Here is a 12,326-nt window from a genome sequence, read left to right as displayed (position 1 = left end):
ATCAGATGTGAGACCATTGGACTCATGGCTACCTCGAATCTCCTTCTGCACCCGGTCCGCATGCGCATCCTGCAGACCCTGGTCGGCGCCGGTGAACTGACCACCGCCCAACTGCGCGAACGGCTCCCCGACGTCTCGCCCGCATCCATGTACCGGCACGTGGCCACCCTCACCGAGGCCGGTGTCCTGGAGGTGAGCCAGGAAAGGCGCGTACGCGGCACCGTCGAGCGCAGCTACCGGGTCCGTCAGGACGAGGCGCTCGTCGACGAGGACGCCCGCGCCGCGATGACCAAGGACGACCACCGGCAGGCCTTCACCGTCTTCACCGGCGCCCTCATGGCCGACTTCGACCGCTACCTCTCCCGCGACGACACCGAGCCCGTCCGCGAAGGCGTCCTCTACCGGCAGGGCGCGGTCTGGCTGACCGACGAGGAGTTCACCGAGCTGGTGGAGGAACTGGAGGCCGTGGTCGCCCGTCACACCGGGCACAGTCCCGACGACGGCCGCGTCCGCCACCTCGTCAGCCTCGTCGTCGTGCCCGACAAGGAGGGCGGGGGGTGAGGGATGCCCGTCGCTCTCACACCCCCTGGAGCGGATTCGGCGGCGGCACTCTAGGGTGTCCCGGGTTGCCGGATGTCAGTGCGGGGCAGACAGGGAGGCGGCCGTGGGGGCTGCGCGTACGAGTAGGACGCCGTTGCCGGGGATCGGGGTGCGCTACGACCTGGTCACCCGCGAGCGGCGCCGGCTGTCGGTCGTGGCGGAGCCGGGCGGGGCGCGGACGCTGAGCGCGTATCGCAAGAACGATCCGGACGACCGCGCGCTGGCGGTGCGGCTGGACGCGGACGAGGCGGCGGTGATCGTGGACGCGCTCAGGCCCGCCCATCACAGTCCGAGCCTGCTGTCGACGACCGAACTGGGGCTGGTCGCCGAGCGGATCGGCCTGTCGGCAGTCTCGCACTGGAACGGGCGTCTGCTGGGCGACACCTGCACCCGTTCCGAGACCGGCGTGTCCATCGTCGCGGTGCTGCGGCGGACCGAGGCGCTGCCGTCCCCGGGGCCGGACTTCCGGCTGGCCGGTGGCGACACCCTGATCGTGATCGGCACGCGGGAAGGCGTCGACGCGGCGGCGGAGATCCTCGGACGGGAGTGAACCCGGGCGCGGCGCCCTCACGCGTTCTCACGCGTTGGCGTGCGTTCTCACGCGTTGGCGTGCGACGAACCCGGGGCCGTGGGCTCCGGTGCCGTCGACTCCGTGGCCGCCTGCTCCGGTTCGGTGGGCGTCTCCGCCGGGGACGGCGTGCCGGGGCGGCGGGCGATGCGGCGAGTGACGCGGCGGGCGAGGGGCTCGGTGAAGCGGGTCGCGAGGGGGCCGACGACGACCAGGATCAGGACGTACGCCGTCGCCAGCGGGCCCATGCGGGGCTCGACGCCCACCGCGAGTCCCGCGATGACGATCGAGAACTCCCCCCGGGCGACCAGCGTGCCGCCCGCCCGCCAACGCCCCGCGCCCTGGATTCCGGCGCGGTGGGCGGCGTACCAGCCGGTGGCGACCTTGGTGAGCGCGGTGACGACGGCGAGGAGCAGGGCGGGGACGAGGACGGGCGGGATGTCGGCGGGGTCGGTGGACAGGCCGAAGAAGACGAAGAAGACGGCGGCGAACAGGTCGCGCAGCGGGGTCAGAAGGCTGCTGGCACCCTCGGCGACCTCGCCGGACAGGGCGATGCCGACGAGGAACGCGCCGACCGCCGCGGAGACCTGGAGTTCCTGGGCGAGGCCCGCCACCAGGAGGGTGAGCCCGAGGACCACCAGCAGGAGCATCTCCGAGCTGTCCGAGGAGACCGCGCGGCTGATCAGCCGACCGTGCCGGAGCGCCACGTAGAGGACGACGCCGACGGTGCCCAGGGAGATCAGCAGGGTGACGGCGCCCCCGGCCAGGCTGACGCCGGCGAGCAGGGCCGTGAGGATCGGCAGGTAGACGGCCATGGCGAGGTCCTCGATGACGAGGACGCCGAGCACGACGGGGGTCTCGCGGTTGCCGAGCCTGCCCAGGTCGCCGAGGACCTTGGCGATCACCCCGGAGGAGGAGATCCAGGTGACGCCGGCGAGCGCCACGGCGGCCACCGCACCCCAGCCCATGATCAGTGCGGCGACGGCGCCGGGGACGGCGTTGAGGACGAAGTCGACCGCGCCGGAGGGGTATTGGGTCTTGAGGTTGGTGACCAGTTCGGAGGCGCTGTACTCCAGGCCGAGCAGGAGCAGCAGCAGGATGACGCCGATCTCCGCGCCGGTGGCGGTGAACTCCTCGCTGGCCTGCAGGGGCAGGATGCCGCCGTGGCCGAAGGCGAGCCCGGCCAGCAGGTAGAGGGGTATGGGCGAGAAGCCCACCCGGCCCGCGAGGCGGCCCAGGAGCCCCAGGGCGAGGATGATCGCTCCCAGTTCGATGAGCATGGCGGTCGTGTTGTGCACGGGCGTCTGTCCTCCGGGTGTGGTTCGGTGACGGCGTCAGTGCCCTTCTCGGCCGAGGGCGTGGCGGAGTGGCGAAGTGGCGGGGCGTGCGAGTGCGGCCGGGGCCGGATGGCGCGTGTACCTCCCAGGCGGTTCAGGCTTCAGGCCTCAGGGCCTCAGGGCCTCAGGGCCTCAGGCACTGGAGGAGGCACGACTGCCCGGAGCTACGCGGGCGTCGGAAGCGTCGGGCGCCAGGCGTCGGGCACGCTGTCGCGGGCGGTGTTGTCGATCCGTACGGTGCGTGCGGTTCGGCCGGTCCGGGCGGTTCGTACGTTCCGTACAGTCGGGGCGGTCGGGGCAGCTCGGTGCATCTCGCGTCCCCCCGTCTCTTCCAACCACCGCACGGTCTGCGTAAATTGAGCACGCGCCCGCTCAACGAAGCATCACGGCTCGGTAAAGAAGTTTACCGCATCACTTATTACGCATTGTGATGCTTTTCGTGCTGTACGGGGAGCAACGGCCCCGACTCGGGGGCTCCGCTCTCGCCCAGCCAGCGGGCCAGTTTGCCGCGTCGGCCGATGGCGCGCAGCCGCCGTTCCGCCGCCTCCCGGACCCCGGGTGTGGTGACGAGCAGCAGTTCGTCACCGGCGCGCAGCACGGTGTCGCGGTCCGGTACGAGGCTGGCCCCGTCGCGGATGACCAGGGTGACGACCGTCGGGTGCGGCAGCCGGAGTTCGAAGACGGCGACGCCGTGCAGGCGGGAGCCCGGCGGGACGGACACGGTGAGCAGGTCGGCGTCCAGGAGGTCGAGCGGCGCGGTCTCGACCTGGATCTCGCGCAGCGCGTCGGGGCGGGTCACGCCCGTCCACCGGGCGACGGCGGGCAGCGTCGGCCCCTGGAGGAGGGTGAACAGGACGACGAGGACGAACACGATGTTCAGGGCGTCGCGCGCACCGGTCACCCCGGCCACGACCGGGAACGTGGTCAGCACGATGGGGACCGCGCCGCGCAGTCCGGCCCAGGAGATGAACACCTGCTCGCGCCAGGGCACGCGGAAGGGCAGCAGGCAGAGCAGGACCGAGACGGGGCGGGCGACCAGCAGCAGGACCAGGCCGACGCCGAGGGCCGGGAGGATCGCGGAGGGCAGTTCGCTCGGGTCGACGAGCAGGCCGAGCATGACGAACAGGCCGATCTGGGCCAGCCATCCGACGCCCTCGGCGAAGGAGCGGGTGGCCCCGCGGTGGGGCAGCTTCGCGTTGCCGAGGACGAGGCCGGAGAGGTAGGCGGCGATGATGCCGCTGGCGTTGAGCGCTCCGGCGGCGGCGAAGGCGATGACGCCGAACCCGACCGTGGCCAGCGGGTACAGACCGGTGGCGGGCAGCGCGATGTGCCGCAGCGCCGCGACGCCCAGGCGGCCGATCAGCACCCCGAGCACGCCGCCGACCACGAGCTGGTAGAGCAGGTTGCCCACGACGGGTACGGGTCCGGGCAGGTCGGCGGTGGTGGAGAAGATCAGGACCAGGATGATGGTCGGCGCGTCGTTGAAGCCGGACTCGGCCTCCACCAGCACGCTCACCCTCCGCGGCAGCGGCAGGGCGCGCAGTACGGCGAAGACGGCGGCGGCGTCGGTGGAGGAGACGATGGCGCCGATCAGCAGGGCCAGCCGCCACTCGATGCCCAGCAGCCAGTGCGCGCCCGCCGCGGTCAACACGACGGAGATCGCCACGCCGACGGTGGCCAGCACACCGGCCGGGGCGAGCAGGCGCCGGACGTCACTCCACCGGGTGGTCAGACCGCCCTCGACGAGGATGAGCGCGAGGGCGGCGGCGCCCAGCGCCTGGGCCAACTGGGCGTCGTCGAACCGCAGCCCCAGCCCGTCCTCGCCCGCGACCAGGCCGACGCACAGGAACAGCAGCAGGCTGGGCAGGCCGATGCGGTGGGCGGCGCGGGCGGCGGCGATGCTGGCCAGCAGCACCGTGCCGCCGATCAGCAGCACCACGTACAGCTCGGCCAGGGTCATCGACCGGGCTCCGTGCCGTTCGCGGCGACCGGACGGCGGCCGGCGTGGCCGGTACGCCGCCGGTCAGGTCCCGGATGGCGGCCATCGGGTCCGGCGCTCGCGTCGGTGCGGGTCGAACAGCTCACCGGCCACGCCGGCGAAGACCAGCCCGGCGGCGATGAGCAGCCCGTGGGCCAGGAACATGCCGGTGGCCAGCGCGCCCAGCGCGGCGGCGAGCAGCAGCCAGGCGCGGCGGTAGCGGTACTCGCGTGGCCGGCGGGGACGGCCGTCGGCGAAGGCCCGGGCGAACCGGGGATCCTCGTGGTGCAGCCGGGACTCGATCTCGCCGAGCCTGTGGTCATCGGGTACGGGCATGGTGTCCTCCTCCCGACGCGGGGCCCTGGGCGGGCGACGCGGTCAGTGGGGCGGGCCATGTGCTCTCCGTAGGTGGTCAGGTGGCCCGGGAGGGCCGGGTGTGGCGCGGAGACGTCTGATCCGCAGGAAAGGCAGGAAGGGCAGGAAAGGAAGGAAGGGGGCGTGCCTCCAGCCTCTCCTTCACCGGCACCGGCCCGCCATCCGGGGCAGAGCCCAAATGCGGCGGAGACGGACCTGTACGGACCTGTAGGGCCGCCAGTGGCATCCGGGGCCCTTCCCGGCGCAATCTGGGAGAAGATCCGCATGTCCCGCGATGCTCGCGGGGGCCGACCGGGAAGGACCCAGCTCGTGATCATCTTCGGCACCAAGGGATACCTCTACCAGCTCGCGATACTGACGCTGGTGTGCGGCCAGTGCGGCAACCCCTCCGCGCACACACTCAGGAAGCGCGTCACGAAGTTCACGCTGTTCTTCGTACCGCTGTTCCCGTTCTCCACTAAGTACGCGACGCAGTGCACCTTTTGCGGCGCCGAGCAGCAGGTGACCAAGGAACAGGCGGAGCAGCTCCAGTCTCAGAACGCCGGCGGACAGGGCGGACAGGGGGGCCTTGGCGGACCCGGCGGGCCCGGAGGCCAGGCGTACGGGCAGTCGCAGCAGCAGCCGCCGCACCAGCGGCCGTGACGCGGGCGATGGCCCGCGTCGTCGAGCTGACGTACTACCCCGTCAAGGGGTGCGCCGGTGTCCAGGTGCGCGAGGCGATGCTGACGCCCGCAGGTCTCGCGCACGACCGCAGCTTCATGGTCGTCAGCGACCAGGGCGTCTTCCGTACCCAGCGGCGCGATCCGCGGCTGGCCGTGATCCGGCCGGAGGTCCGTGCCGACGGCGGGCTGCTCACCCTGCACGCCCGCACCCGTACCCGTACCCGTACCCACGAGGGCGACAGCCGGATCGACGTCGAGGTCGACACGACCGGGGCGCGGCGGACCGTCGACCTGTTCGGGACGGCGTACCGCGGGATCGACCAGGGCGACGCGGTGGCCGAGTGGCTGTCGGACTTTCTCGGCGCGCCCAGCAGGCTGGTCCGCGTGCCGCCGGAACACGAACGGGTGACGGACGGCAGGACGCCGGGCACCTCCGGCTACGCCGACAGCAGCGCCGTCCACCTCCTCTCCCGCGCCACCCTGGACGAACTGGGGCGCAGGCTGGCCGGGCGCGGCGAGACCCCGCTGCCGGCGAACCGCTTCCGCCCGAACATCGTCGTCGACGGCTGGGACGCGCCCCACACCGAGGACCGCGCCCATCACCTCGTCCTCGGAGCGGCCGAACTGGGCTACGCGAAGCTCGCCGTCCGCTGTGCCGTGACCATGGTCGAGCAGTCGTCCGGCACACGGGCGGGCCCTGAACCGCTGCGCACCCTCGCCGACTACCGCCGGGCCGCCCAGGGAGGCATCGCGTTCGGGGCGAAGTTCTCCGTGCTGCGGCCCGGCCCGATCCGCGTCGGGGACGGCGTGAGCGTCGGGCGGTGGGGAGAGTCCGAGTTGCCGCCGGTTCCGCCAGTGCCGCCAGTGCCGCCGGGTCCGTCGAGGGCCAGGGAGGAGAGCCGGGGAGGATAGCGGCTGACTCCTCCTTCCGCGTTGCCGGTTTCCGGCAGCGTTGACTACCCTCACGTTGCCGGACACCGCACGGGGCGTGAACGGCAGGGGAGGCACGGGGTGACGGACCTACACACGGACCTGCACACGGACCAGCCGACGGACCAGCAGGAGACGTATCTGACCGGATACGCCGAGATCTTGGCGGGGGTCGCCGGGACGGGGCGCCGGCTGACCCGTGACGAGCTGGAGGAACGGCGGCTCTTCGGCGAGCGGGCCGCCGAGGCGGGGCACAGTCTGCGCAGCCTCGTACGGCTGCATCTGGACGCCACGCGCACGTCCTGGCCCGGCGGTGCCGCGGTATCCGGCTCCGGCTCCGGCTCCGGCTCGGGCTCGGGCTCGGGTTCAAGCTCCGGCCCGGGTTCGGGTTTCGGCCCGAGCGACGCGGACAGCGTGCTCGCCGCCGTCGCGCAGGCCGTCGACGCCTTCGCCGAGGGATACGAACGCGCGCAGCGTCTCGCCGTACGCCAGGAGGAGGCCGCGCGAAGGGAGTTCATCGACGACCTGCTCTACGGGCGCAGCGACCTGGGCCGGCTCGCCGAACGGGCCGAGCGCTTCGGACTGGTCCTCTCCCGCGGCCACGCCGTCGCGGTGGCCGAGGGGCCCGAGGCGTACGACGACACCGCGCCGGTCACCCGGATCGTGGAGACCGCCCTCATCTCCCGCTTCGGCGACCGGCGCATCCTGATCACCACCAAGAACGGGCAGTTGATCTGTATCGCGCCCGGCGACCAGGACGACGTCCTCGCCGTCTTCGCCAAGCAGGCGTACGCCGCCACCGGGGGCGGCAGGGTGGCCATCGGGCGCCCCCAGTCCGGCGCGGGCGGCGTGGTGCACAGCTACGAGGAGGCGCTCAGCACCCTCGAACTCGCCGAACGGCTGGAGCTGGACGAGCCCGTGGTGCGCGCCGCCGACCTGCTGGTCTACCCGGTCCTCACCCGGGACCGGCAGGCGATGGCCGACCTGGTGCTGAGCGTGCTGGGTCCGCTGCGCGAGGCCCGCGGCGGTGCCGAGCCGCTGCTGCGGACCCTGGAGGTGTACTTCGACGCCGGCTGCACCGCCGCCGAGGCCGCCCGGCGGCTCACGCTCAGCGTGCGGGCGCTCACCTACCGGCTGGACCGCATCCACCAACTGACCGGGGCCGACGCCTCCGATCCGGTGCACCGCTACACGCTGCAGACCGCGGTCATCGGGGCCAGGCTGCTCAGGTGGCCCGCCCAGGAGATCTGAGCGAGCCACCCGGCAAGCGGGTCACCGGTGGAGCCGGCCCGTGATCTGCACGGGTCAGCCCGTGATCTCCACCTTGCCGTTGCGCTGGTCCGGGACGGCTTCGGCCGACTCGGTGGAGTCGTCCTTGGCCGTGATGCCCTTCAGCAGGGACGCCAGGTCCACACCCGTGGTCGAGTTGAGCAGTTCCATGCCCTGCGCCACGTTGTCGGCGACCGTACGGGAGAGCCGGCTCGCGCCGTCCGTCGAGATGACCGTCATCTTGTCCACGGCCGACAGCGGCTCGGACGCCTTGGCCACCACCTGCGGCAGCACCTCGACCAGCATCTGGAGCACGGCGGCGTCGCCGTACCGGTCGAAGGCGTCGGCCTTCTTCTGCATCGCCTCGGCCTCGGCCGCGCCCTTGGCACCGATCGCGGCGGCCTCCGCCTCGCCCTCCAGCCGTACGGCCTCGGCGATCGCCGCACGCCGGGAGCGCTCGGCCTCACCCTGCTTGAGGCCCTCGATGGCGTGAGCCTCGGCCAGCGCGCCACGCCGCTGTTTCTCGCCCTCACCGGTGAGCCGGGCCCGCTCGGCCTCGGCCTGGGCGGCGGCGATCTCGGCGGACCGCTCGGCCTCCGCCTGCTTCACCCGCGCCACCCGGCGGGCCTCCGCCTCCTGCTCGGCCTCGTACCGCTGGGCGTCGGCGGGCTTGCGCACCTCGGTGTCGAGCTGGCGGTCCTTCAGCGCGGCCTGCCGCTCGGCGACCTTCTCCTGCTCGGCGAGGATGTCCTGCTGCCGGGCCGCCTCCGCGAGGGGGCCGGAGGCGTTGGCGCGGGCCGCGGCCTGGTCGGTCTCGGCCTTGATCTCGGCCTGCTTCAGGTAAAGGGTCCGCTGCGCGACCGCGATCTCCTCCTCGGCCTTCAGCCGGGCCTGCTCGGCCGCCCGCCGGGCCACCGCCTCCGCGATGTCGGCCTCCTGCTTCGCGCGCGCCGCCTCGGGACGGCCGAGGTCCTCCAGGTAGGAACCCTCGGTGGTGATGTCCTGGATCTGGAAGGCGTCGAGCACCAGGCCCTGCCCGGACAGGCTCGCCTCCGCCTCCTCGGCGACCTGGCCGGCGAACGCGGCCCGGTCCCGGATGACGTCCTCCACGGACATCCGGCCGACGATCGCGCGCAGCGCGCCGGACAGCACTTCCTGGGTGAAGCCCACGATGCCGTCCTGCTGCATCAAGAACCGCTGGGCCGACGCGCGGATCGCGTCCTCCGTGCCGCCGACCTTGACGATCGCGACGCCTTCCAGGTTGGCCTTCACCCCGCGCAGCGTGACCGCGCCGCGCACGGCGATCGGGATGTGCCGCGAGGAGAGGTCGAGCGTGAACCGCTGCTGCACGAACGGCACGACGAACACGCCGCCGCCGACCACGACCTTCTGGCCGCTGTTGTCGGTGATCACACGGCCCGTATCCGGATCGGTGGACTTCTTGCCGCGCCGCCCGGTGACGATGAAGGCCTGGCTCGGACCGGCCACCTTGTAGCGGCTGACCACCACCAGAGCGAGCAGCACCAGGAGTACGACGACTCCCAGCACCGCGATGACGACAGGACTCATGACAACGCCCCCGAATCACACAGAGAGAACAAACAGAGAGAACAAGCAGAGCGGAAAAGAAGAAAGAAAGAACAAGTAGCTGGAACAAGTAGCGAAACGACAGGGAGAAAGCTCAGCGGTCCACCGGGCGGACCACGACCGACGTTCCCGTCGGCACCGCCTCGACCCACACCTCGGCGCCCCGCGCCACCGGCTCCGCGCTGCGCGCCGCACACTTCAGCGGCTGGCCGGCGAGCCGGAGCAGCACCTCGCCGTAGCCGCCCGCCGGGATGGCGGTCACGACCTTTCCGGACGTGCCGAGCAGGTCGTTCGTGCTGGGCGTGACGGCGGTCTGATCGCGCATCAGCGCACGGCTGAAGCGGTACGTCAGCCAGCCGGCCCCCACCCCGGCGACCGCGCCGACCCCGGCGGCGCCCGCGGGTCCGGTCCAGCCGGTGCCGAGGGCGATGGCGCCACCGAAGCCGGTCATCGCCACGAACCCGGCGACGACCGGCAGCGACAGCCACCCCTCCAGGACGCCGTCCAGCACTCCGTCGAACACGCCTTCCAGCAGTCCGTCGAAGACCAGCGACAGGGCGAGCAGCACGACCCCCGTGATACCCAGCCCGAGAAACCAGGTCATGCGTGCCGTCCCCCTCTCGCCCGTCGCTGAGCTTCGGTAAGACGAATCGTCACACGCGGCGCCCTAGCACGTCATTGCCGTGTTCCGGCAATCTTTACGCGTCTTTAATGCCGTCCTCGATCTCTTTCGGCGCTTCGGGAACCGCGGCCGCCGCCTGTACTGTCCTTTCTCAAATGGGGACTCATACGGGGAGCGTTCCGAACCAGGTTCCGCAGGGTGACGCGTACGCGCACATGGTGGTGTGCGGCGACGACGGGCTGGCGCACCGCCTGGCCGCCGAACTGCGCGGCGTCTACCGCGAACAGGTCACACTCGTCGTCCCGCCCTCCGGGCGCCGGGTGCCTCAGCCGGTGGTCGGACGGGCCCGCGCGGCCTCGGCGGCGCTCCTCGACATGGTCAACGCGGCCGTCAACCGCACGGGCAACGGTGAACCGGCCGACGTCGTCCGTGAACTGGAGGCCACCGAGCCGACCGAGGACGTGCTCGCGGACTCCGGCGTCGAGCGGGCCACCGCGCTGGCCCTCGTGTACGACGACGACGAGACCAACATCCGCGCCGCCCTGACCGCCCGCCGGCTCAATCCCCGTCTGCGGCTGGTCCTGCGCCTGTACAACCGGCGCCTGGGCCAGCACATCGAGGAACTCCTCGACCAGAGTGCCGCCTTGGCGACCGGCGGCGGCCCGGGCTCCAGGACCGACGGGACCGGGGGAACCGACGGGACCGGGGGGACCCACGGGATCGAGGGGTCGACGACCGTGCTGTCCGACGCCGACACCGCCGCGCCCGCGCTGGCGGCCACCGCGCTCGTCGGCACCAACAAGATCGTCGAGGCGGACGGTCTGCTGCTGCGCGCGGTCGAACGGGACCCGCCCCGCCCCGGGGAGGTGGCCGACCCCGGGCTGTGCACCCTCGCACTGCTCTCCGCGACCAGCAACGACCCGGCCGGCGCGGACGGTTCGGAGGAGAGCGGCGAGCAGGGGCCGCAACTGCTGCCCGACGCGGCGGCGGTGGAGGCCGCCACCGGGCGCGGCACCGTCGCCCTGGAGCACGTGTCGTACTCCGGTCCTTCGCTGCCCGCCGGACGGGCCGGCGTACCCGACTTCGGCGAACTGTTCTCGCGGCGGCTGCGGTGGTCGCTGGCCGGTCTGGCGGCGTGCGTGGTCGCGCTCGCGGTGGCGCTGATGGTGGTCACCGGCGACCATCCGCTGCACGCCACGTACGTGACGCTGCTCGATCTCTTCTCCATCAACGAGCCCGCGCACAAGGCCGACATCGGCCGTCAGATCCTTCAACTCCTCTCCGGGTTCGTCGGGTTGCTGCTGCTGCCGGTACTGCTGGCGGCCGTACTGGAGGCCCTCGGGACCTTCCGCAGCGCCTCGACCCTGCGGAAGCCGCCGCGCGGGCTCAGCGGGCATGTCGTCCTGCTCGGTCTCGGCAAGATCGGCACGCGTGTACTGACCCGGCTGCGGGAGATGGACATCCCCGTGGTGTGCGTCGAGGCCGACCCCGAGGCGCGCGGCATGGCGACCGCTCATCGGCTGCGCGTGCCGGTGATACTCGGGGACGTCACCCAGGAGGGCGTCCTGGAGGCCGCCAAGATCCACCGCGCGCACTCGCTGCTCGCCCTGACCAGCGTGGACACGACCAATCTGGAGGCGGTGCTGTACGCCCGGTCGGTACGGTCGCGGATGCGGGTCGTACTGCGCCTGTACGACGACGACTTCGCGACCGCCGTGTACCGCACCCTGCGCGCCGCACACCCGCGCGCGCTGACCCGCAGCCGCAGTGTGACGCACCTGGCGGCGCCCTCGTTCGCCGGGGCGATGATGGGCCGCCAGATCCTCGGGGCGATCCCCGTCGAGCGGCGGGTGCTGCTGTTCGCGGCGGTGGAGGTGGCGGGGCATCCGCAGCTCGAGGGGAGGACGGTCGGGGAGGCGTTCCGGGCGGGGGCGTGGCGGGTGCTGGCGCTCGAGGTCTGGGACGGTGAGCGGGCGGGTGGTGGTGACTCGGAGGGGGCGCGGGAGTCCCGGTTGGTGTGGGAACTGCCCGACACGTATGTCCTGCGGGGCTCGGATCGGGTGGTGCTGGCGGCGACGCGGCGAGGGTTGGCGGAGTTGCTGGGGCGGCGGGCGAGGCAGCGGACGGACGTGTAGGGGCTCCGCCCCCTGGACCCCCGCCCTATGCCCACCCACCACCCGACTCGGTCGGCCAAGAAGCCACCCCGAAGACCGGCTCGGTCGGCCAAGGAGCTGGCCGAAGACCGGCTCGGGCGGTCGCGGGGCCCGCCGGAGACCGGCTCGGGCGGTCGTGGGGCTAGTTGTACTGCCCAGCCAGGTTGGTCGAGTTTGTGCGACGACACGGTCTGAATCTGTAGGACGGCGAAGGCCTCCGGTTGTGGAGTGGAGCTGTCGAGGAA

At 72.4% G+C, this 12,326-nt stretch carries 11 protein-coding genes; 6 read left to right on the top strand and 5 right to left on the bottom strand.

Going from position 1 to position 12,326, the window contains the following annotated elements; genetic code table 11:
- The first annotated feature begins 24 nt into the window (after window positions 1–24).
- Together KUM40_RS01245 and KUM40_RS01240 are read left to right on the top strand one after the other, a co-directional pair.
- Window positions 25–561, top strand: a complete 537-nt coding sequence (locus tag KUM40_RS01245; protein WP_217161873.1) for a helix-turn-helix domain-containing protein — start codon at window positions 25–27, stop codon at window positions 559–561.
- A 103-nt stretch (window positions 562–664) separates the two neighbouring features.
- Window positions 665–1,150, top strand: coding sequence for a TrkA C-terminal domain-containing protein (locus KUM40_RS01240; RefSeq protein WP_217161871.1), 486 nt, complete (start codon window positions 665–667; stop codon window positions 1,148–1,150).
- A gap of 47 nt (window positions 1,151–1,197) precedes the next feature.
- On the opposite strand, the gene KUM40_RS01235 is transcribed toward KUM40_RS01240, so the two are convergent.
- From KUM40_RS01235 to KUM40_RS01225, 3 genes are all read right to left on the bottom strand, one after another.
- Window positions 1,198–2,466, bottom strand: coding sequence for a cation:proton antiporter (locus KUM40_RS01235; protein WP_217161869.1), 1,269 nt, complete (start codon window positions 2,464–2,466; stop codon window positions 1,198–1,200).
- Window positions 2,467–2,923: 457 nt separating this feature from the next.
- Window positions 2,924–4,465, bottom strand: coding sequence for a potassium/proton antiporter (locus KUM40_RS01230; protein ID WP_217161868.1), 1,542 nt, complete (start codon window positions 4,463–4,465; stop codon window positions 2,924–2,926).
- A 63-nt stretch (window positions 4,466–4,528) separates the two neighbouring features.
- A complete protein-coding gene (locus KUM40_RS01225) occupies window positions 4,529–4,819 on the bottom strand; it encodes a DUF3040 domain-containing protein (protein ID WP_217161867.1) in 291 nt (96 codons plus the stop codon).
- A gap of 348 nt (window positions 4,820–5,167) precedes the next feature.
- Here KUM40_RS01225 and KUM40_RS01220 point away from each other — a divergent pair, with 348 nt between their 5' ends.
- From KUM40_RS01220 to KUM40_RS01210, 3 genes are all read left to right on the top strand, one after another.
- Window positions 5,168–5,500 carry a zinc-ribbon domain-containing protein gene (locus KUM40_RS01220; RefSeq protein WP_217161866.1) on the top strand — a complete coding sequence of 111 codons (333 nt, stop codon included), beginning with the start codon at window positions 5,168–5,170 and terminating at the stop codon, window positions 5,498–5,500.
- Between the two features lie 8 nt (window positions 5,501–5,508).
- Window positions 5,509–6,432, top strand: coding sequence for an MOSC domain-containing protein (locus KUM40_RS01215; RefSeq protein WP_217161935.1), 924 nt, complete (start codon window positions 5,509–5,511; stop codon window positions 6,430–6,432).
- A 99-nt stretch (window positions 6,433–6,531) separates the two neighbouring features.
- Window positions 6,532–7,701, top strand: coding sequence for a helix-turn-helix domain-containing protein (locus KUM40_RS01210; protein WP_308401029.1), 1,170 nt, complete (start codon window positions 6,532–6,534; stop codon window positions 7,699–7,701).
- A gap of 54 nt (window positions 7,702–7,755) precedes the next feature.
- On the opposite strand, the gene KUM40_RS01205 is transcribed toward KUM40_RS01210, so the two are convergent.
- Both KUM40_RS01205 and KUM40_RS01200 read right to left on the bottom strand, forming a co-directional pair.
- Complete coding sequence (locus tag KUM40_RS01205; RefSeq protein ID WP_254394362.1) at window positions 7,756–9,288, bottom strand: flotillin family protein; 1,533 nt, start codon at window positions 9,286–9,288, stop codon at window positions 7,756–7,758.
- A 112-nt stretch (window positions 9,289–9,400) separates the two neighbouring features.
- Complete coding sequence (locus KUM40_RS01200) at window positions 9,401–9,910, bottom strand: NfeD family protein (RefSeq protein WP_217161864.1); 510 nt, start codon at window positions 9,908–9,910, stop codon at window positions 9,401–9,403.
- A gap of 233 nt (window positions 9,911–10,143) precedes the next feature.
- Between KUM40_RS01200 and KUM40_RS01195 the strand changes: the two genes are divergently transcribed.
- Entirely contained in the window at window positions 10,144–12,063 is a 1,920-nt protein-coding gene (locus KUM40_RS01195) for an NAD(P)-binding protein (RefSeq protein WP_217161931.1), read from the top strand.
- Window positions 12,064–12,326 lie beyond the last annotated feature (263 nt).

The organism is Streptomyces sp. AC512_CC834 (genome assembly GCF_019049325.1).
Classification (GTDB): Bacteria; Actinomycetota; Actinomycetes; order Streptomycetales; family Streptomycetaceae; genus Streptomyces.
The sequence above is the reverse complement of the archived record's forward strand: the minus strand, read 5'-3'. Positions and strand labels throughout refer to the sequence as shown.

What these genes read in the sequence shown, in the direction of transcription:
- KUM40_RS01245 (WP_217161873.1), top strand. Translation starts at nt 25, where the DNA reads ATGGCTACCTCGAATCTCCTTCTGCACCCGGTCCGCATGCGCATCCTG.
- KUM40_RS01230 (WP_217161868.1), bottom strand. Translation starts at nt 4,465, where the DNA reads ATGACCCTGGCCGAGCTGTACGTGGTGCTGCTGATCGGCGGCACGGTG.
- KUM40_RS01225 (WP_217161867.1), bottom strand. Translation starts at nt 4,819, where the DNA reads ATGCCCGTACCCGATGACCACAGGCTCGGCGAGATCGAGTCCCGGCTG.
- KUM40_RS01215 (WP_217161935.1), top strand. Translation starts at nt 5,509, where the DNA reads ATGGCCCGCGTCGTCGAGCTGACGTACTACCCCGTCAAGGGGTGCGCC.
- KUM40_RS01205 (WP_254394362.1), bottom strand. Translation starts at nt 9,288, where the DNA reads ATGAGTCCTGTCGTCATCGCGGTGCTGGGAGTCGTCGTACTCCTGGTG.
- KUM40_RS01200 (WP_217161864.1), bottom strand. Translation starts at nt 9,910, where the DNA reads ATGACCTGGTTTCTCGGGCTGGGTATCACGGGGGTCGTGCTGCTCGCC.
- KUM40_RS01195 (WP_217161931.1), top strand. Translation starts at nt 10,144, where the DNA reads ATGGTGGTGTGCGGCGACGACGGGCTGGCGCACCGCCTGGCCGCCGAA.